The sequence below is a fragment of the Kitasatospora sp. NPDC101155 genome, assembly GCF_044768305.1.
Taxonomy (GTDB): Bacteria; Actinomycetota; Actinomycetes; order Streptomycetales; family Streptomycetaceae; genus Kitasatospora.
In genome coordinates this window covers 18,850-35,452 of sequence record NZ_JBIWPN010000005.1, presented here as the reverse complement: position 1 = coordinate 35,452, position 16,603 = coordinate 18,850, and the positions used below count along the sequence as shown (strand labels likewise).

Below are 16,603 nucleotides of genomic sequence, written 5' to 3'. Positions count from 1 at the left end.
CCCAATGCTGATCCCCCGTAGGGTCAAGCACCGCAAGCAGCACCACCCGAAGCGCCGTGGCGCTGCCAAGGGTGGCACCGAGCTCGCGTTCGGCGAGTACGGCATCCAGGCCGTCACCCCGGCCTACGTGACGAACCGGCAGATCGAGTCCGCTCGTATCGCCGTCACCCGTCACATCAAGCGTGGCGGCAAGGTCTGGATCAACATCTACCCGGACCGTCCGCTCACCAAGAAGCCGGCCGAGACCCGCATGGGTTCCGGTAAGGGTTCGCCCGAGTGGTGGATCGCGAACGTGCACCCGGGTCGGGTCATGTTCGAGCTGTCGTACCCCAACGAGAAGGTGGCTCGTGAGGCGCTGACCCGCGCAGCTCACAAGCTCCCGATGAAGTGCCGGATCATCCGGCGCGAGGCAGGTGAGAGCTGATGTCGGCCGGCACCAAGGCTGCTGACCTCCGCGAGCTGGACAACGAGGGTCTCGTTGCCAAGCTCCGTGAGGCCAAGGAGGAGCTGTTCAACCTCCGCTTCCAGGCGGCGACCGGGCAGCTCGACAACCACGGACGGCTCAAGCTCGTCCGCAAGGACATCGCGCGGATCTACACCCTGATGCGCGAGCGCGAGCTGGGCATCGAGACGGTGGAGAGCGCCTGATGACTGAGAACACCAACGAGACGCGCGGCTTCCGCAAGACCCGTGAGGGTCTCGTCGTCAGCGACAAGATGGACAAGACCGTCGTCGTCGCCGTCGAGGACCGCGTCAAGCACGCTCTGTACGGCAAGGTCATCCGCCGTACGAACAAGCTGAAGGCGCACGACGAGGCGAACGCCTGCGGCATCGGCGACCGGGTGCTCCTCGCGGAGACCCGTCCGCTGTCCGCGACGAAGCGCTGGCGCGTCGTCGAGATCCTCGAGAAGGCCAAGTAACGAAGTTGATGCGGTACGGCCGTATGTGCACCGGGTCCCTTGCGGGCGCTGGTGTGAGCAGCGGCCGGCCCGTCAGCTCTCGTTGACGATCAGGAGAAAGCTGTGATCCAGCAGGAGTCGCGACTGCGTGTCGCCGACAACACGGGCGCGAAGGAAATCCTTTGCATCCGCGTTCTCGGTGGCTCCGGTCGCCGCTACGCCGGTATCGGGGACGTCATCGTCGCGACCGTCAAGGACGCGATCCCCGGCGGTTCGGTGAAGAAGGGTGACGTCGTCAAGTGCGTCGTCGTCCGTACCGTGAAGTCGCGTCGTCGTCCGGATGGCTCGTACATCCGCTTCGACGAGAACGCCGCGGTTGTTCTGAAGAACACCGAGGGTGACCCCCGTGGTACCCGCATCTTCGGCCCGGTGGGCCGCGAGCTGCGTGACAAGAAGTTCATGAAGATCATCTCGCTTGCGCCGGAGGTGCTCTAACTCATGGCGAACAGCATGAAGATCAAGAAGGGTGACCTGGTTCAGGTCATCACCGGCAAGGACAAGGGCAAGCAGGGCAAGGTCATCCAGGCCATGCCGGCTGAGAACAAGGTCCTGGTCGAGGGTGTGAACCGGGTCAAGAAGCACACCAAGCCGGGCCCGGGCACTCAGGGTGGCATTGTCACCGTCGAGGCCCCGGTGCACGTCTCCAACGTCCAGCTGGTCGTGGAGAAGGACGGCAAGAAGGTCGTCACCCGCGTTGGCTACCGCTTCGACGACGAGGGCAACAAGATCCGCGTTGCCAAGCGAACCGGTGAGGACATCTGATGTCTGAGACGTCTGTTGAGAAGGTGACCCCCCGCCTCAAGGAGCGTTACAACTCCGAGATCAAGGGGCAGCTGCAGGAGCAGTTCTCGTACGAGAACGTCATGCTGACGCCCGGCCTGGTCAAGGTCGTCGTCAACATGGGTGTCGGCGAGGCCGCCCGTGACAGCAAGCTGATCGAGGGCGCGATCCGCGACCTGACCGCGATCACCGGTCAGAAGCCGGCCGTGACCAAGGCCCGCAAGTCCATCGCGCAGTTCAAGCTGCGCGAGGGCCAGCCGATCGGCACCCACGTCACCCTCCGCGGTGACCGCATGTGGGAGTTCCTGGACCGTCTGGTCTCGCTGGCCCTGCCGCGAATCCGTGACTTCCGTGGTCTCTCCCCGAAGCAGTTCGACGGCCGTGGCAACTACACCTTCGGTCTGACCGAGCAGGTTATGTTCCACGAGATCGACCAGGACAAGGTCGACCGTCAGCGCGGTATGGACATCACCGTCGTGACCACCGCTCAGACCGACGACGAGGGCCGGGCGCTCCTGCGCGCTCTGGGCTTCCCGTTCAAGGAGGCGTGAGCCAATGGCGAAGAAGTCCCTCATCGCGAAGTCCGAGCGCAAGCCGAAGTTCGGCGTCCGGGCCTACACCCGGTGCCAGCGCTGCGGCCGTCCGCACTCGGTGTACCGCAAGTTCGGCCTCTGCCGTGTCTGCCTCCGTGAGATGGCGCACCGCGGCGAGCTGCCGGGCGTGACCAAGAGCTCCTGGTAATCCAGAGCTTTAGGCACCGCTAGCGAAGCAGAGGTGCCCGATCCCACACCGCCCATTTTTGGGCTGCCGTACGGATTCCCGTAAGGTAGTGGGGTCGGGCCCCCCGCCACGGCTTCCCCATGGATGCCCGTGGTCCTCTTCTGAGAGGGCTCGCACCCAGTCTTACTACGTCGTAGGTCCCCTGCGCTTGTGCCCCCGACGCACTCGTTCCGAGTGCGGTGGGGGGACCTGGTGCGGAGAAACCGCGGCGAGAGAGGCCTGAGGCCATCATGACCATGACCGACCCCATCGCAGACATGCTCACGCGTCTGCGTAACGCGAACTCGGCGTACCACGACTCCGTGGCGATGCCGGCCAGCAAGATCAAGGCGCACGTCGCCCAGATCCTGCAGCAGGAGGGGTACATCTCCTCCTACAAGGTTGAGGAGCCCGCTGAGGGCGAGGTCGGCAAGAAGCTGACCATCGAGCTCAAGTTCGGCCCCAACCGTGAGCGCTCCATCGCCGGCATCAAGCGCATCAGCAAGCCGGGTCTGCGCGTTTACGCAAAGTCCACCAACCTGCCGAAGGTGCTCGGCGGCCTGGGCGTGGCGATCATCTCCACGTCCTCCGGCCTCCTGACCGACAAGCAGGCCGCCAAGAAGGGCGTAGGCGGAGAAGTTCTCGCCTACGTCTGGTAATTCGGGAAACGGAGGTACAGCAATGTCGCGCATTGGACGGCTGCCCATCCAGGTCCCCGCTGGCGTGGACGTCACCATCGATGGCCAGACGGTCTCGGTGAAGGGCCCCAAGGGCTCGCTCACCCACGTCGTCGCCGCGCCGATCGAGATCGGTAAGGGCGAGGACGGCACGCTGCTCGTCACCCGCCCCAACGACGAGCGTCTGTCGAAGGCCCTGCACGGTCTTTCCCGCACGCTGGTGGCGAACATGATCACCGGCGTGACCGCGGGCTACCGCAAGTCGCTGGAGATCAGCGGTGTCGGCTACCGAGTTCTGGCGAAGGGCTCCGACATGGAGTTCCAGCTGGGCTACAGCCACCCGATCCTGGTCGAGGCCCCCGAGGGCATCTCCTTCGTCGTCGAGTCGGCCACCAAGTTCCACGTGGACGGCATCGACAAGCAGAAGGTCGGCGAGGTCGCCGCGAAGATCCGCAAGCTGCGCAAGCCCGACCCGTACAAGGCCAAGGGCGTCAAGTACGCGGGCGAGGTCATCCGCCGCAAGGTCGGAAAGAGTGGTAAGTAAGCGATGAGCGTCTCTGTCAAGATCGGCAAGGGCAACGCCTACAAGAGCGCCGCTCGCAAGCGCCGCGCGATCCGCGTTCGCAAGCGCGTCGTCGGCACCGAGGTGCGTCCGCGCCTCGTTGTGACGCGCTCGAACCGTCACATGGTCGCCCAGGTCATCGACGACGCCAAGGGTCACACCCTGGCGTCGGCGTCCACCCTCGACGTGTCCATCAAGGGCGTCGAGGGCGACAAGACCGAGCTGGCCAAGAAGGTCGGGAGCCTGGTCGCCGAGCGCGCCAAGGCCGCCGGCATCGAGTCGGTCGTCTTCGACCGCGCGGGCAACCGGTACGCCGGCCGCATCGCCGCCCTGGCGGACGCGGCTCGCGAGGCCGGGCTCGACTTCTAAGCCGCTCGTCGACTCTGTCGGCGGACGTAAACGAGAGAGGTAATTCCAATGGCTGGACCCCAGCGCCGCGGTAGCGGCGCCGGCGGTGGCACCGGCGGTGGCGAGCGGCGCGACCGTAAGCGTGACGACCGGGGCAACGCCCCCGCCGTCGAGAAGACCGCTTACGTCGAGCGCGTCGTCGCGATCAACCGTGTCGCCAAGGTTGTCAAGGGTGGTCGTCGTTTCAGCTTCACCGCGCTGGTCGTGGTGGGCGACGGTGACGGCACCGTGGGTGTCGGTTACGGGAAGGCGAAGGAGGTTCCGGCCGCCATCGCCAAGGGTGTTGAGGAGGCCAAGAAGAACTTCTTCAAGGTCCCCCGTATCCAGGGCACCATCCCGCACCCGATCCAGGGTGAGAAGGCCGCCGGCGTCGTGCTGCTGAAGCCCGCCGCCCCCGGTACCGGTGTTATCGCCGGTGGTCCGGTGCGCGCCGTCCTGGAGTGCGCCGGCATCCACGACATCCTGTCGAAGTCGCTCGGCTCGGACAACGCGATCAACATCGTGCACGCCACCGTGGCTGCTCTGAAGGGCCTCGTGCGCCCCGAGGAGATCGCCGCCCGTCGTGGCCTGCCGCTGGAGGACGTGGCTCCCGCCGCTCTGCTGCGGGCGCGTGCTGCAGGGGTGAGCGCCTGATGGCTCGCCTGAAGATCACGCAGACCAAGTCGTACATCGGCAGCAAGCAGAACCACCGTGACACCCTGCGTTCGCTTGGTCTCAAGCGCATGCACGACGTCGTGGTGAAGGAGGACCGTCCCGAGATCCGCGGGATGGCCCACACGGTCCGTCACCTGGTGACGGTTGAGGAGGTGGACTGATCATGGGCGACAACCCGATCAAGATCCACAACCTGCGTCCCGCCCCGGGTGCCAAGACCGACAAGATCCGCGTGGGTCGTGGTGAGGGTTCCAAGGGTAAGACCGCCGGTCGTGGTACCAAGGGCACCAAGGCCCGCTACCAGGTTCCGCAGCGCTTCGAGGGTGGCCAGATGCCGCTCCACATGCGTCTGCCGAAGCTGAAGGGCTTCAAGAACCCGTTCAAGATCACGTTCCAGGTCGTCAACCTCGACAAGCTGGCCGAGCTCTACCCGCAGGGTGGCGAGGTCACGGTCGAGGACCTGGTCGCGAAGGGCGCGGTTCGCAAGAACTCCCTCGTCAAGGTGCTCGGCACCGGCGAGATCTCGGTCGCCCTGCAGGTGACGGTTGACGCCGTCTCCGGCTCGGCCGCCGAGAAGATCACCGCCGCCGGCGGTACGGTCACCGAGCTCGTCTGAGCCCGCTGACCACCGGCTTCGAGCCCCGCACTTCCTCCGGGAAGTGCGGGGCTCGTGCTTTTTCGGGCCATTCCTGTATTGGCCGCATCGGCCCGGTAAGGCCCTCGTTCTTTTGTGTGGCAAAACCGGGCATCCCGTACCCCGTGAGTGGGGGAGCGGCCGTATGCGCTTCTTTCGAGTGGCCGCGCACTGTTAGAGTCCGTGGAGTTCCCTTGTAGGCTGCGCGTAGGCTCGCCTGTGCCGTCTGTACGGGAGCCCGAACCGCAAACTCCCCATTCAGGACCGACCCTCCCGCCGACGACGCGCGGGAGGCGCAGGAGGCACCGTGCTCAGTGCGTTCGCGCGGGCGTTCCAGACGCCCGACCTGCGCAAGAAGCTGCTGTTCACGCTGGGCATCATGGTGCTGTTCCGGCTGGGCTCGCACATTCCGATCCCGGGCGTGAGCTTCACGGCCGTGAACGAGTGCGTGAAGGAGACCAAGAACAACGGCCTCTTCGGACTCGTCAACCTGTTCAGCGGTGGCGCGCTCCTCCAGCTGACGATCTTCGCCCTCGGCATCATGCCGTACATCACGGCGAGCATCATCCTCCAGCTCCTCACCGTCGTGATCCCGCGACTGGAGGCGCTGAAGAAGGAGGGCCAGGCCGGTACGGCGAAGATCACCCAGTACACCCGCTACCTGACCATCGCGCTCGCCGTGCTCCAGGGCACCGGCATCGTCGCGACGGCCTCCAGCGGCGCGCTGTTCTCGGGCTGCCCGCTGGCCAACCAGATCGTGCCGGACACCTCGGTGTTCCGGATCGCCACCATGGTCATCACGATGACGGCCGGCACCACGGTCATCATGTGGCTGGGCGAGCTGATCACCGACCGCGGCATCGGCAACGGCATGTCGCTGCTGATCTTCACCTCGATCGCGGCGCAGTTCCCGGTCAACATGTGGGCGATCAAGCAGTCCGGCACCATCGGCGGCGGCTGGGTCGAGTTCCTCTCCGTCATCGCGGTCGGCGTCATCGTTGTGATGCTGGTCATCTTCGTCGAGCAGGCCCAGCGCCGGATCCCGGTCCAGTACGCGAAGCGGATGATCGGCCGCCGGGCGTTCGGTGGCACCTCGACCTACATCCCGCTCAAGGTGAACCAGGCCGGCGTCATCCCGGTCATCTTCGCCTCATCGCTGCTGTACATCCCGGCTCTGGTGGTTCAGCTGACCAACAGCCAGGCCGGCTGGGCGGTGTGGATCAAGCAGAACTTCGTCAAGGGTGACCACCCGATCTACATGGCCACCTACTTCCTGCTGATCGTCTTCTTCGCCTTCTTCTACGTCGCGATCTCCTTCAACCCCGAAGAAGTTGCCGACAATATGAAGAAGTATGGTGGCTTCATCCCGGGTATCCGGGCCGGCCGGCCGACGGCCGAGTACCTGAACTACGTGCTGACCCGAATCACGTGGCCGGGTTCGCTCTACCTGGGCCTGATCGCGTTGATCCCGATGATCGCCCTGGTCGCCTTCGGACAGCAGACCAACTTCCCGTTCGGCGGCACCAGCGTTCTCATCGTCGTCGGCGTCGGACTCGAAACTGTGAAGCAGATCGAGAGCCAGCTCCAGCAGCGCAATTACGAAGGGTTCCTCCGCTGATGCGTATCGTCCTCGTTGGTCCTCCCGGGGCCGGGAAGGGTACTCAGGCGCACTTGCTCGCCAAGACCCTGTCCATCCCCCACATCTCCACCGGCGACCTGTTCCGCGCCAACATCGGCCAGGGCACCCCACTGGGGCTCGAGGCCAAGAGCTACATGGACGCGGGTCGCCTGGTGCCGGATGAGGTCACCATCGGGATGGCCAAGGACCGCATGCTCCAGGCCGACGCGGCCAACGGCTTCCTGCTCGACGGCTTCCCCCGCAACCTGGGCCAGGCCAAGGCGCTGGACGAGTTCCTCGCCGAGCAGGGCATCAAGCTGGACGGCGTGCTGGACCTGGAGGTCCCCGAGGACGAGGTCGTCCGCCGGATCGCCGGCCGCCGCCTGTGCCGCAACGACGGTGGCCACGTCTTCCACGTGGACTACAACCCGCCGAAGGTCGAGGGCGTCTGCGACGAGTGCGGCGGCGAGCTGTACCAGCGCTCGGACGACACCGAGGAGAAGGTGCGCACGCGCCTGGAGGTCTACCACACGGAGACCGAGCCGATCATCGACTACTACGTCCAGCAGGGCCTGGTGGCGACGATCTCGGCCCTCGGCAAGGTGCACGAGGTCACCCAGCGCGCGATCGAGGCGCTGAAGCAGAACGGCTGAGTTCCCTCAGCGAGGTACGCGTGTACGGCCGGGGCGCCCGTGGAGCGGGCGGCCCGGCCGTTTCGGCGTCGTACGGTGGTAGGCAGTGGTAATCCGGACTTGGAAGGCGTGACCTGATGGTGGAGATCAAGACCCCCGAGCAGATCGCGAAGATGCGAGCGGCCGGGCTGGTCGTCGCCGAGGCGCTCAAGGCCTGCCGCGAGGCGGTCGCTCCCGGGGTGACCACCCAGGAGCTCAACGACATCGCGGACAAGGTCATCACCGGCCACGGCGCCACCTCGAACTTCCGCGCCCACCACGGCGGCCTGTGGTTCCCCGGTGTGATCTGCGCCTCGGTGAACAACGAGGTCGTGCACGGCATCCCGGGCGAGCGGGCGCTGCAGGAGGGCGACATCATCTCGATCGACTGCGGCGCCATCCTGGACGGCTGGCACGGCGACTCGGCGATCACCGTCGCGGTCGGCGAGGTCCGCCCCGAGGTCGAGATGCTGAGCCGGGTGACCGAGGGCTCGATGTGGGCCGGCATCGCCCAGATGAAGAAGAACAACCGCCTGGTCGACGTCTCCAAGGCGATCGAGGGCTACATCCGCCGCCAGCCGCTGCCGCCCAAGGGCAAGTGGGGCATCACCGAGGGCTACGGCGGCCACGGCATCGGCACCGCGATGCACATGGAGCCGCACGTGCTGAACTACGTCGAGCGCGGCCGCGGCAAGGGCCCGAAGCTGATCCCCGGCACCGTGCTGGCGATCGAGCCGATGGTCTCGCTGGGCACCCCGCACACCACCGTGCTGGACGACGAGTGGACGGTCGTCACCAACGACGGCACCTGGGCCTCGCACTGGGAGCACTCGGTGGCCGTCACCGAGCAGGGCCCGCTGGTGCTGACCGCCTTCGACGGCGGCAAGGCCGAACTCGCCAAGCTGGGCATCACGGCCGCGCCGGACCCGCTGGCGTAGTCGCGGCGGCGCCCGACCGCCGCTCCTGACAAGGGATCAGAGCCCTGGAGGTTTGGACCTCCAGGGCTTTTGTCCTATTTTTAACGGCTGGCAGTGGCAATCTACGGCTTGACCGGCCTTCGATCGATGCAGGAGAGAGCACGTGCTCAAGGGATTCCGCGACTTCATGATGCGCGGCAACGTCGTCGACATGGCGGTCGGTGTGGTCATCGGTGCCGCGTTCACCGCCGTGGTGACCGGCTTCGTGTCGGCCTTCCTCACCCCGCTGGTCGGTGTGGTGGTCGGCGCGGCCGGCGACTTCAGCTCGTACAAGGCCGACATCGGCGGGGTGATCTTCCCGTACGGCCAGTTCCTGAACGTGCTGATCGCGTTCTTCATGACCGCCGCGGTGCTGTACTTCTGCGTGGTGCTGCCGGTCACCAAGGCCACCGCGCGCTACCTGCCGAAGAAGCCGAAGACCCCGAAGCGCCCCTGTCCCGAGTGCCTGACCGAGATCCCCGAGGCCGCCCGCCGCTGCTCGGCCTGCACCGCCCACGTCGAGCCGCTGATCGTCTCCACCGGGGTCTGAGGCGCGGGTGTGACGTGTACCGCCTTCCGGGCCCCGGTTTTGGCCCATCGCACGCGCTGGCGTAGGATGGACCGTCGGCTCACTCGTAGCGTGCTTCAGCACGCCCTCTTCCCTTCGGGGCTGGGGTGAACCCAGGTTCGCACGAGCGTTCCGCATACGGTAGCCGGTCCCGGAAGGTGGATCTCGCAGTTCATGGCTAAGAAGCAAGGCGCCATTGAGATCGAGGGCACCGTGATCGAGTCTCTTCCGAACGCGATGTTCAAGGTCGAGCTGCAGAACGGTCACAAGGTCCTCGCGCACATCAGTGGCAAGATGCGCATGCACTACATCCGCATCCTGCCGGACGACCGGGTCGTCGTGGAGCTCAGCCCCTACGACCTCACGCGCGGCCGGATCGTCTACCGCTACAAGTAAGAACGTCAGATCTAGACCCGGAGAACCTGAACATGAAGGTCAAGCCGAGCGTCAAGAAGATCTGCGACAAGTGCAAGGTGATCCGCCGTCACGGCCGGGTCATGGTGATCTGCGACAACCTGCGCCACAAGCAGCGCCAGGGCTGATCTCTCCCCAGCATTTCTCGTAGTACTTCGCGCGACGCGAAAACGTCATAAGCGGGCTACCCGATCCGTCCTGGAACAGGCGGACTGCCGCCCCCGGTCAGAGGCCGGGGCTCCCTCACCGTGAGGTGTCGGAGTAGGTAGCACGCAAGACCTCTGAAGAACCACAGGAGCCTTGAATGGCACGCCTCGCCGGCGTTGATCTCCCCCGTGAGAAGCGGATCGAGATCGCCCTCACCTACGTGTACGGCATCGGCCGTACCCGCGCCCAGCAGACCCTCGCCGAGACCGGCGTCAACCCGGATGTCCGCGTTCGCGACATCACCGAGGACGACCTGGTCAAGCTGAGCCAGTACATCGACGCCAACTTCACGGTCGAGGGTGACCTCCGCCGCGAGGTGGCCGCCGACATCCGCCGCAAGGTCGAGATCGGCTGCTACGAGGGTCTGCGTCACCGCCGTGGCCTGCCGGTCCGCGGCCAGCGCACCCACACCAACGCGCGTACCCGCAAGGGCCCGCGTCGCGCGATCGCCGGTAAGAAGAAGCCGGGCAAGAAGTAGTCCGTCCCGTAACCGGACATCCCTCCGGCCCGCGGGTCAGCGGACCGACCACCTCAGTAGGAGAACAGACTTATGCCCCCCAAGGGTCGTCAGGCTGCCGGCGCGAAGAAGATCCGCCGCAAGGAAAAGAAGAACGTCGCTCACGGCCACGCGCACATCAAGAGCACGTTCAACAACACCATCGTTTCGATCACCGACCCCGCGGGCAACGTGATCTCCTGGGCCTCCGCCGGCCACGTCGGCTTCAAGGGCTCGCGCAAGTCCACCCCGTTCGCCGCGCAGATGGCCGCCGAGGCCGCTGCCCGTCGCGCGCAGGAGCACGGCATGCGCAAGGTTGACGTCTTCGTGAAGGGTCCGGGCTCCGGCCGCGAGACCGCGATCCGTTCGCTCCAGGCCACCGGCCTGGAGGTCGGCTCGATCCAGGACGTCACCCCCACCCCGCACAACGGCTGCCGTCCGCCGAAGCGCCGCCGCGTCTGACGCAGCGCCTTCGGGCACGCAGTCTCTGCTTTAAACCTGGTACGGGCTCCTACGCCGTTGAATCAATACAGCGCGCAGGAGCCCGTACTCTTGGTCCTGTCGGCATCAAATAGTGGGTGCCGAAGACAACTGGAGGAACCTCCCCATGCTTATCGCTCAGCGTCCTTCGCTGACCGAAGAGGTCGTCGACGAGTTCCGCTCGCGGTTCGTGATCGAGCCGCTGGAGCCGGGCTTCGGCTACACCCTCGGCAACTCCCTGCGCCGCACGCTCCTGTCGTCGATCCCGGGTGCCGCTGTCACCAGCATCCGCATCGACGGCGTCCTGCACGAGTTCACCACCGTGCCGGGCGTCAAGGAGGACGTGACCGACCTCATCCTCAACATCAAGCAGCTGGTCGTCTCCTCGGAGCACGACGAGCCGGTCGTGATGTACCTGCGCAAGCAGGGCCCGGGTGTCGTCACCGCCGCCGACATCGCCCCGCCGGCGGGTGTCGAGGTACACAACCCCGAGCTGGTCCTCGCCACCCTGAACGGCAAGGGCAAGCTGGAGATGGAGCTGACCGTCGAGCGCGGTCGCGGCTACGTCTCCGCCGTCCAGAACAAGGCCTCCGGCCAGGAGATCGGCCGCATCCCGGTCGACTCGATCTACAGCCCGGTGCTGAAGGTCACCTACAAGGTCGAGGCCACCCGTGTCGAGCAGCGGACCGACTTCGACAAGCTGATCGTCGACGTCGAGACCAAGCCCGCCATGCGTCCGCGCGACGCCATGGCCTCGGCCGGCAAGACCCTGGTGGAGCTGTTCGGCCTCGCCCGCGAGCTGAACATCGACGCCGAGGGCATCGACATGGGCCCGTCCCCGACGGACGCCGCCCTGGCCGCCGACCTGGCGCTGCCGATCGAGGAGCTGGAGCTCACCGTCCGCTCCTACAACTGCCTCAAGCGCGAGGGCATCCACACCGTGGGTGAGCTCGTCGCCCGCTCCGAGGCCGACCTGCTCGACATCCGCAACTTCGGCGCGAAGTCGATCGACGAGGTCAAGGCGAAGCTGGCCGGCATGGGCCTGGCCCTCAAGGACAGCCCGCCCGGGTTCGACCCGACCGCTGCCGCCGACGCCTTCGGCGCCGACGACCTCGACGACTCGCACTTCGCCGAGACCGAGCAGTACTAAGAGATTTGGCCGCGGGGGCGGTTCCACGGAGCCGCCCCCGTCGTCATGAAAGCCGTACGGGCACCGTGCCCGTACGCCCGCTGCGGTACCTGGTACGGCCGCAGTCGGAGATTCAAGGAGTAATTCCATGCCGCGTCCCACCAAGGGTGCCCGCCTCGGCGGCGGCCCGCACCACGAGCCGCTGCTGCTCGCCGGTCTGTGCCGGGAGCTGTTCCAGTACGGCCGCATCACCACGACCGAGGCCAAGGCCCGTCGGATGCGCCCGCTGGCGGAGAAGCTGATCACCAAGGCGAAGAAGGGCGACATCCACAACCGTCGCCTGGTGCGCAAGACGATCACCGACATCGCCGTGCTGCACACCCTCTTCACCGAGATCGCGCCGCGCTACGAGAACCGCCCGGGTGGCTACACCCGCATCACCAAGATCGGTCCCCGTCGTGGCGACAACGCCCCGATGGCCGTGATCGAGCTGGTCGAGGCGCTGACCGTCGCGCAGACCGCCGTCGGCGAGGCCGAGGCCGCCACCAAGCGCGCCGTCAAGGAGGCCGACGAGGCCGCTGCCGTCGAGACCAAGGCCGACGAGGCCGAGGCCGCCGAGCAGGCCTGACGCCTCTAGGTGTTGCCGCGGGCCCGCTTTCCCAGCGATGGGGGAGCGGGCCCGTTCCTTGTCCGCGAGGTCCCTGGGAGAAGAGAAGCAGTGGTCAGTGATTGCGCCGAGCAGCCGCCGGTGAAGGACGGTCCGGCCGACGGGTACGTCCGGGTCCGGCTCGACCTCGCCTACCACGGCGCCGAGTTCTCCGGCTGGGCCCGCCAGAAGGGCGGCCGCCGGACGGTCCAGGAGGAGATCGAGAGCGCGCTGCAGGTCGTCACCCGCAGCCAGGAGCTCTTCCCGCTCACCGTGGCCGGCCGCACCGACGCCGGGGTGCACGCCCGCGGCCAGGTCGCCCACGTCGACCTGCCGGCCGAACTGTGGGAGGCGCACCGGGAGAAGCTGCTGCGCCGGCTGGCCGGGCGGCTGCCCGGGGACGTCCGGATCTACCGGGTCGGCGAGGCGCCGGCCGGGTTCGACGCGCGCTTCTCGGCGATCTGGCGCCGGTACGCCTACCGGGTCGCCGACCACCCCGGCGGGGTCGACCCGCTGCTGCGCGGGCACGTGCTCTGGCACGACCGGCCGCTGGACCTGGACCGGATGAACGCGGCCGCGAAGCTGCTGCTCGGCGAGCACGACTTCGCCGCGTACTGCAAGAAGCGCGAGGGCGCCACCACCATCCGCACCCTGCTGGAGCTGCACTGGGACCGTGTCCCGGTGGACACCTACGCGGCGCAGGAGGGCTCGCTGGCGGTCGCCACCGTACGGGCCGACGCCTTCTGCCACAACATGGTCCGGGCGCTGGTCGGCGCGATGCTGCTGGTCGGCGACGGGCACCGGCCGGTGGAGTTCCCGGGCGAGGTGCTGGCCGGCGGGGTCCGCAACTCGGCGGTCAACGTGATCCGGCCGTACGGGCTCACCCTTGAGGAGGTCGGCTACCCGCCGGACGACCAGCTCGCCGAGCGCAACCGCCAGGCCAGGCGGATGCGCACGCTGCCCGGGCAGCCGACCGCCGGGTAATCCGTTTTGGCCGGGGGCGTCCGCTTGCGACAATCGCTCCCATGGGACACGTCGAGATTTCGCACCTGGAGTACTACCTGCCGGACGGGCGGGTGCTGTTCGACGACGCGTCCTTCCGGGTCGGCGAGGGCGCCGCGGTCGCCCTCGTGGGGGCCAACGGCGCCGGCAAGACGACGCTGCTGCGCATGATCGCGGGCGACCTCCAGCCGCACGGCGGCTCGGTGACGATCAGCGGCGGGCTCGGCGTGATGCGCCAGTTCGTCGGCACCACCGGCCGCGAGGACCAGGCGTCCACCCCCGGCGCGCTGCCGGCCGACGCCTCCGTCCGGGACCTGCTGGTGTCCGTCGCCCCGGAGCGGATAGCCGTGGCCGCCCGCGCGGTGGACGCCGCCGAGCTCGCGATGATCGCGCAGGACGACGAGAAGACCCAGATGGCCTATGCCCAGGCGCTCTCCGACTGGGCCGACGTCGGCGGCTACGACTACGAGACCGACTGGGACGTCTGCACCATGGCGGCCCTCGGTGTGCCCTTCGACAAGGCCCAGTGGCGCGGCCTGAACACCCTCTCCGGCGGCGAGCAGAAGCGGCTCGTCCTGGAGGCACTGCTGCGCGGCCCGGAGGAGGTGCTCCTCCTCGACGAGCCGGACAACTACCTGGACGTCCCGGGCAAGCGCTGGCTGGAGGAGGCCATCAAGGCCACCTCGAAGACCGTGCTGTACATCTCGCACGACCGCGAGCTGCTGTCCAAGACCGCCGACAAGATCATCAGTGTCGAGGCGGGCGCGGCCGGCAGCAGCGTCTGGGTGCACGGCGGCGGCTTCGACACCTTCCACGAGGCCCGCAAGGACCGCTTCGCGCGCTTCGAGGAGCTGGGTCGACGCTGGGACGAGGAGCACGCCAAGCTCAAGAAGCTCGTCGTCACCCTGCGCCAGGCCGCCTCCGTCAGCCACGCGCTGGCCACCCGCTACGCCGCCGCGCAGACCCGGCTGAAGAAGTTCGAGGAGGCCGGCCGTCCCGAGGAGCCCCCGCGCGAGCAGTCCATCACCATGCGGCTCAAGGGCGGGCGCACCGGCGTGCGCGCCTTCACCATGGAGCGGCTGGAGCTCACCGGCCTGATGCAGCCCTTCGACCTGGAGGTCTTCTACGGCGAGCGGGTCGGCGTCCTCGGCGCCAACGGCGCGGGCAAGTCGCACCTGCTGCGGCTGCTGGCCGGCGACGAGACGGTCGAGCACACGGGGGCGTGGAAGCTCGGCGCCCGGGTCGTCCCCGGCCACTTCCGGCAGACCCACGCCCACCCGGAGCTGTTCGGCCGCACCGTCCGCTCGATCGTCGAGGAGGAGCACGCGCTCAGCCGCGGCGCCGCGATGGGTGCGCTGCGCCGGTACGAGCTGGACCGCCAGGAGGAGCAGAAGTTCGAGTCGCTGTCCGGTGGGCAGCAGGCCCGGCTGATGATTCTCAAGCTCGAACTCTCCGGTGTGACGGCCCTGTTGCTCGACGAGCCGACCGACAACCTGGACCTGGAGAGCGCCGAGGCGCTGCAGGCCGGGCTGGAGGTCTTCGACGGCACGGTGCTGTGCGTCACCCACGACCGGTGGTTCGCCAGGACCTTCGACCGCTACCTGGTGTTCGGGGCCGACGGCCGGGTGTTTGAGTCGCCCGAGCCGGTCTGGGACGTCACCCGGGTGGAGCGCGAACGCTGAGTGACGACCCGATGGGCGGGAGGGGATTTTTGACCCCTCCCCGCCCGCCCGGTAATCTGGACGCTTGATGTGCGTATTGGCTCGCTCTATCTCACGTGAGAGGTCGGTACGCCGGAGACATCAGGTCGACGACCAGCGGTCCCCCTTGAATTGCGTCCAAGGTTGGCCAGGCTGCTCTTCCGTCCGGGTGCTCCTGTCAGGACTCACTCACTGAAAAGCGAAGGCTACGACCGTGCGTACGTACAGCCCCAAGCCCGGCGACGTCCAGCGTCAGTGGCACGTCATCGACGCGACCGACGTCGTGCTCGGCCGCCTGGCTTCCCAGGCCGCCAACCTCCTCCGGGGCAAGCACAAGGCGATCTACGCGCCGCACGTTGACACTGGTGACTTCGTCATCATCATCAACGCCGACAAGGTGCACCTGTCCGGTAACAAGAAGACCCAGAAGCTGGCCTACCGCCACTCGGGCTTCCCGGGCGGTCTGCGCTCGGTGCGCTACGACGACCTGCTGGCGAACAACCCGGAGAAGGCCGTCGAGAAGGCCATCAAGGGCATGATCCCCAAGAACAGCCTGGGCCGCCAGATGCTCTCGAAGCTGAAGGTCTACTCGGGCGACCAGCACCCCCACGCTGCCCAGCAGCCGGTGCCGTTCGAGATCACCCAGGTCGCGCAGTAATTCCGGCCACCAAGCCCCCCATCACTGAAAAGAGCTGAGGAACACCGTGGCCGAGACCACTGAAACCCTTGAGGTCGACTTCGACGAGGCCGTTGAGGCTGTCGAGGGCGAGTACACCTCCGAGGAGAGCTACACCTCCGAGTCCCTGGCCGGCCGCTTCGGCGAGGCCGTCCCCGGCGCCGGCCTCGGCCGTCGCAAGGAGGCGATCGCCCGCGTGCGCATCGTCCCCGGCACCGGCCAGTGGAAGATCAACGGTCGCACCCTTGAGGGTTACTTCCCGAACAAGGTGCACCAGCAGACCGTGAACGAGCCCTTCAAGCTCCTGGAGCTGGACGGCCGTTACGACGTCGTCGCCCGCATCAGCGGTGGCGGCGTCTCCGGCCAGGCCTACGCGCTGCGCCTCGGCGTGGCCCGTGCCCTGAACGAGGCCGACGTGGACAACAACCGCGGCGCCCTCAAGAAGGCCGGCTTCCTGACCCGTGACGCCCGCGCCGTCGAGCGCAAGAAGGCCGGTCTGAAGAAGGCCCGCAAGGCGCCGCAGTACAGCAAGCGCTAATCGCGTCCCCGGGGGTGCGTTCCGCCCTGGCGGCGCACCCCCTGGTTGCGCAAACCGTCGCCCCGGAGT

The 16,603-nt window shown here is 67.3% G+C and carries 27 protein-coding genes; all 27 read left to right on the top strand.

Features of this window, described 5'->3' with window-relative positions; translation table 11 throughout:
- Positions 1-4 precede the first annotated feature (4 nt).
- The 27 genes from rplP to rpsI all read left to right on the top strand — a co-directional run bounded on the left by rplP (position 5) and on the right by rpsI (position 16,534).
- Positions 5-424 carry a 50S ribosomal protein L16 gene (gene rplP / locus ACIRYZ_RS09000; RefSeq protein ID WP_030055824.1) on the top strand — a complete coding sequence of 140 codons (420 nt, stop codon included), beginning with the start codon at positions 5-7 and terminating at the stop codon, positions 422-424.
- Positions 424-648, top strand: coding sequence for a 50S ribosomal protein L29 (rpmC, locus tag ACIRYZ_RS08995; protein WP_049649042.1), 225 nt, complete (start codon positions 424-426; stop codon positions 646-648). Before rplP ends, rpmC begins: the two co-directional genes overlap by 1 nt.
- Positions 648-920: a 30S ribosomal protein S17 gene (gene rpsQ, locus ACIRYZ_RS08990; RefSeq protein WP_030055826.1), complete on the top strand. Its 273-nt coding sequence runs from the start codon at positions 648-650 to the stop codon at positions 918-920. The genes rpmC and rpsQ overlap by 1 nt, the downstream gene beginning before the upstream one ends.
- Before the next feature lie 102 nt (positions 921-1,022).
- Complete coding sequence (gene rplN, locus ACIRYZ_RS08985) at positions 1,023-1,394, top strand: 50S ribosomal protein L14 (RefSeq protein ID WP_030055827.1); 372 nt, start codon at positions 1,023-1,025, stop codon at positions 1,392-1,394.
- 15 nt (positions 1,395-1,409) lie between these two features.
- A complete protein-coding gene (gene rplX, locus ACIRYZ_RS08980) occupies positions 1,410-1,721 on the top strand; it encodes a 50S ribosomal protein L24 (RefSeq protein WP_030232484.1) in 312 nt (103 codons plus the stop codon).
- Positions 1,721-2,290: a 50S ribosomal protein L5 gene (rplE, locus tag ACIRYZ_RS08975; RefSeq protein ID WP_030300393.1), complete on the top strand. Its 570-nt coding sequence runs from the start codon at positions 1,721-1,723 to the stop codon at positions 2,288-2,290. The genes rplX and rplE overlap by 1 nt, the downstream gene beginning before the upstream one ends.
- A 4-nt stretch (positions 2,291-2,294) precedes the next feature.
- The gene (locus tag ACIRYZ_RS08970) at positions 2,295-2,480 is read left to right on the top strand and encodes a type Z 30S ribosomal protein S14 (RefSeq protein WP_030055830.1); all 186 of its coding nucleotides are present in this window, start codon (positions 2,295-2,297) and stop codon (positions 2,478-2,480) included.
- 269 nt (positions 2,481-2,749) lie between these two features.
- Positions 2,750-3,157 (top strand): 30S ribosomal protein S8, encoded by a 408-nt coding sequence (gene rpsH, locus ACIRYZ_RS08965; RefSeq protein WP_030280781.1) that lies wholly within the window; start codon positions 2,750-2,752, stop codon positions 3,155-3,157.
- A 22-nt stretch (positions 3,158-3,179) separates the two neighbouring features.
- On the top strand, positions 3,180-3,719 hold the full coding sequence (rplF, locus tag ACIRYZ_RS08960; RefSeq protein WP_402941534.1) for a 50S ribosomal protein L6: 540 nt from the start codon (positions 3,180-3,182) through the stop codon (positions 3,717-3,719).
- Positions 3,720-3,722: 3 nt separating this feature from the next.
- Entirely contained in the window at positions 3,723-4,106 is a 384-nt protein-coding gene (gene rplR / locus ACIRYZ_RS08955) for a 50S ribosomal protein L18 (RefSeq protein ID WP_209414075.1), read from the top strand.
- A gap of 48 nt (positions 4,107-4,154) precedes the next feature.
- Positions 4,155-4,778: a 30S ribosomal protein S5 gene (gene rpsE / locus ACIRYZ_RS08950; protein WP_030055834.1), complete on the top strand. Its 624-nt coding sequence runs from the start codon at positions 4,155-4,157 to the stop codon at positions 4,776-4,778.
- Positions 4,778-4,960 (top strand): 50S ribosomal protein L30, encoded by a 183-nt coding sequence (rpmD, locus tag ACIRYZ_RS08945; RefSeq protein WP_030055835.1) that lies wholly within the window; start codon positions 4,778-4,780, stop codon positions 4,958-4,960. The genes rpsE and rpmD overlap by 1 nt, the downstream gene beginning before the upstream one ends.
- 2 nt (positions 4,961-4,962) lie before the next feature.
- Positions 4,963-5,415, top strand: a complete 453-nt coding sequence (gene rplO / locus ACIRYZ_RS08940; RefSeq protein WP_255752515.1) for a 50S ribosomal protein L15 — start codon at positions 4,963-4,965, stop codon at positions 5,413-5,415.
- 325 nt (positions 5,416-5,740) lie between these two features.
- Positions 5,741-7,051, top strand: coding sequence for a preprotein translocase subunit SecY (gene secY, locus ACIRYZ_RS08935; protein WP_393025385.1), 1,311 nt, complete (start codon positions 5,741-5,743; stop codon positions 7,049-7,051).
- Complete coding sequence (locus ACIRYZ_RS08930) at positions 7,051-7,704, top strand: adenylate kinase (RefSeq protein WP_402941530.1); 654 nt, start codon at positions 7,051-7,053, stop codon at positions 7,702-7,704. Before secY ends, ACIRYZ_RS08930 begins: the two co-directional genes overlap by 1 nt.
- A gap of 116 nt (positions 7,705-7,820) precedes the next feature.
- Entirely contained in the window at positions 7,821-8,660 is an 840-nt protein-coding gene (gene map, locus ACIRYZ_RS08925) for a type I methionyl aminopeptidase (protein ID WP_387616913.1), read from the top strand.
- A gap of 142 nt (positions 8,661-8,802) precedes the next feature.
- Positions 8,803-9,228: a large conductance mechanosensitive channel protein MscL gene (gene mscL / locus ACIRYZ_RS08920; protein ID WP_402941527.1), complete on the top strand. Its 426-nt coding sequence runs from the start codon at positions 8,803-8,805 to the stop codon at positions 9,226-9,228.
- Between the two features lie 192 nt (positions 9,229-9,420).
- Positions 9,421-9,642: a translation initiation factor IF-1 gene (infA, locus tag ACIRYZ_RS08915; protein ID WP_003956442.1), complete on the top strand. Its 222-nt coding sequence runs from the start codon at positions 9,421-9,423 to the stop codon at positions 9,640-9,642.
- Between the two features lie 32 nt (positions 9,643-9,674).
- Positions 9,675-9,788, top strand: a complete 114-nt coding sequence (rpmJ, locus tag ACIRYZ_RS08910) for a 50S ribosomal protein L36 (protein ID WP_003956441.1) — start codon at positions 9,675-9,677, stop codon at positions 9,786-9,788.
- Positions 9,789-9,964: 176 nt separating this feature from the next.
- On the top strand, positions 9,965-10,345 hold the full coding sequence (rpsM, locus tag ACIRYZ_RS08905; protein WP_380608253.1) for a 30S ribosomal protein S13: 381 nt from the start codon (positions 9,965-9,967) through the stop codon (positions 10,343-10,345).
- A 72-nt stretch (positions 10,346-10,417) separates the two neighbouring features.
- Positions 10,418-10,825, top strand: a complete 408-nt coding sequence (rpsK, locus tag ACIRYZ_RS08900; protein ID WP_030232513.1) for a 30S ribosomal protein S11 — start codon at positions 10,418-10,420, stop codon at positions 10,823-10,825.
- Positions 10,826-10,970: 145 nt separating this feature from the next.
- A complete protein-coding gene (locus ACIRYZ_RS08895) occupies positions 10,971-11,993 on the top strand; it encodes a DNA-directed RNA polymerase subunit alpha (RefSeq protein WP_049649049.1) in 1,023 nt (340 codons plus the stop codon).
- Positions 11,994-12,120: 127 nt separating this feature from the next.
- A complete protein-coding gene (rplQ, locus tag ACIRYZ_RS08890; RefSeq protein ID WP_350519919.1) occupies positions 12,121-12,600 on the top strand; it encodes a 50S ribosomal protein L17 in 480 nt (159 codons plus the stop codon).
- Positions 12,601-12,690: 90 nt separating this feature from the next.
- Complete coding sequence (gene truA / locus ACIRYZ_RS08885) at positions 12,691-13,602, top strand: tRNA pseudouridine(38-40) synthase TruA (protein ID WP_402941522.1); 912 nt, start codon at positions 12,691-12,693, stop codon at positions 13,600-13,602.
- Between the two features lie 41 nt (positions 13,603-13,643).
- Positions 13,644-15,302 (top strand): ABC-F family ATP-binding cassette domain-containing protein, encoded by a 1,659-nt coding sequence (locus ACIRYZ_RS08880; RefSeq protein WP_402941519.1) that lies wholly within the window; start codon positions 13,644-13,646, stop codon positions 15,300-15,302.
- A gap of 232 nt (positions 15,303-15,534) precedes the next feature.
- The gene (gene rplM / locus ACIRYZ_RS08875) at positions 15,535-15,978 is read left to right on the top strand and encodes a 50S ribosomal protein L13 (protein ID WP_030055846.1); all 444 of its coding nucleotides are present in this window, start codon (positions 15,535-15,537) and stop codon (positions 15,976-15,978) included.
- 46 nt (positions 15,979-16,024) lie between these two features.
- Positions 16,025-16,534, top strand: coding sequence for a 30S ribosomal protein S9 (rpsI, locus tag ACIRYZ_RS08870; protein ID WP_049649053.1), 510 nt, complete (start codon positions 16,025-16,027; stop codon positions 16,532-16,534).
- The last annotated feature ends 69 nt before the right edge of the window (positions 16,535-16,603 follow it).

Excerpts from the sequence above, each read along its gene's own strand:
- rpmD (WP_030055835.1), top strand. The coding sequence starts at position 4,778 with ATGGCTCGCCTGAAGATCACGCAGACCAAGTCGTACATCGGCAGCAAG.
- ACIRYZ_RS08895 (WP_049649049.1), top strand. The coding sequence starts at position 10,971 with ATGCTTATCGCTCAGCGTCCTTCGCTGACCGAAGAGGTCGTCGACGAG.
- infA (WP_003956442.1), top strand. The coding sequence starts at position 9,421 with ATGGCTAAGAAGCAAGGCGCCATTGAGATCGAGGGCACCGTGATCGAG.
- rpsH (WP_030280781.1), top strand. The coding sequence starts at position 2,750 with ATGACCATGACCGACCCCATCGCAGACATGCTCACGCGTCTGCGTAAC.
- rplE (WP_030300393.1), top strand. The coding sequence starts at position 1,721 with ATGTCTGAGACGTCTGTTGAGAAGGTGACCCCCCGCCTCAAGGAGCGT.
- ACIRYZ_RS08930 (WP_402941530.1), top strand. The coding sequence starts at position 7,051 with ATGCGTATCGTCCTCGTTGGTCCTCCCGGGGCCGGGAAGGGTACTCAG.
- ACIRYZ_RS08970 (WP_030055830.1), top strand. The coding sequence starts at position 2,295 with ATGGCGAAGAAGTCCCTCATCGCGAAGTCCGAGCGCAAGCCGAAGTTC.
- rpsK (WP_030232513.1), top strand. The coding sequence starts at position 10,418 with ATGCCCCCCAAGGGTCGTCAGGCTGCCGGCGCGAAGAAGATCCGCCGC.
- rplO (WP_255752515.1), top strand. The coding sequence starts at position 4,963 with ATGGGCGACAACCCGATCAAGATCCACAACCTGCGTCCCGCCCCGGGT.
- rpmJ (WP_003956441.1), top strand. The coding sequence starts at position 9,675 with ATGAAGGTCAAGCCGAGCGTCAAGAAGATCTGCGACAAGTGCAAGGTG.
- rpsE (WP_030055834.1), top strand. The coding sequence starts at position 4,155 with ATGGCTGGACCCCAGCGCCGCGGTAGCGGCGCCGGCGGTGGCACCGGC.
- ACIRYZ_RS08880 (WP_402941519.1), top strand. The coding sequence starts at position 13,644 with ATGGGACACGTCGAGATTTCGCACCTGGAGTACTACCTGCCGGACGGG.
- rplX (WP_030232484.1), top strand. The coding sequence starts at position 1,410 with ATGAAGATCAAGAAGGGTGACCTGGTTCAGGTCATCACCGGCAAGGAC.
- rplF (WP_402941534.1), top strand. The coding sequence starts at position 3,180 with ATGTCGCGCATTGGACGGCTGCCCATCCAGGTCCCCGCTGGCGTGGAC.
- map (WP_387616913.1), top strand. The coding sequence starts at position 7,821 with ATGGTGGAGATCAAGACCCCCGAGCAGATCGCGAAGATGCGAGCGGCC.
- rplQ (WP_350519919.1), top strand. The coding sequence starts at position 12,121 with ATGCCGCGTCCCACCAAGGGTGCCCGCCTCGGCGGCGGCCCGCACCAC.
- rplR (WP_209414075.1), top strand. The coding sequence starts at position 3,723 with ATGAGCGTCTCTGTCAAGATCGGCAAGGGCAACGCCTACAAGAGCGCC.
- rpsM (WP_380608253.1), top strand. The coding sequence starts at position 9,965 with ATGGCACGCCTCGCCGGCGTTGATCTCCCCCGTGAGAAGCGGATCGAG.
- rpsQ (WP_030055826.1), top strand. The coding sequence starts at position 648 with ATGACTGAGAACACCAACGAGACGCGCGGCTTCCGCAAGACCCGTGAG.
- rpmC (WP_049649042.1), top strand. The coding sequence starts at position 424 with ATGTCGGCCGGCACCAAGGCTGCTGACCTCCGCGAGCTGGACAACGAG.
- rplP (WP_030055824.1), top strand. The coding sequence starts at position 5 with ATGCTGATCCCCCGTAGGGTCAAGCACCGCAAGCAGCACCACCCGAAG.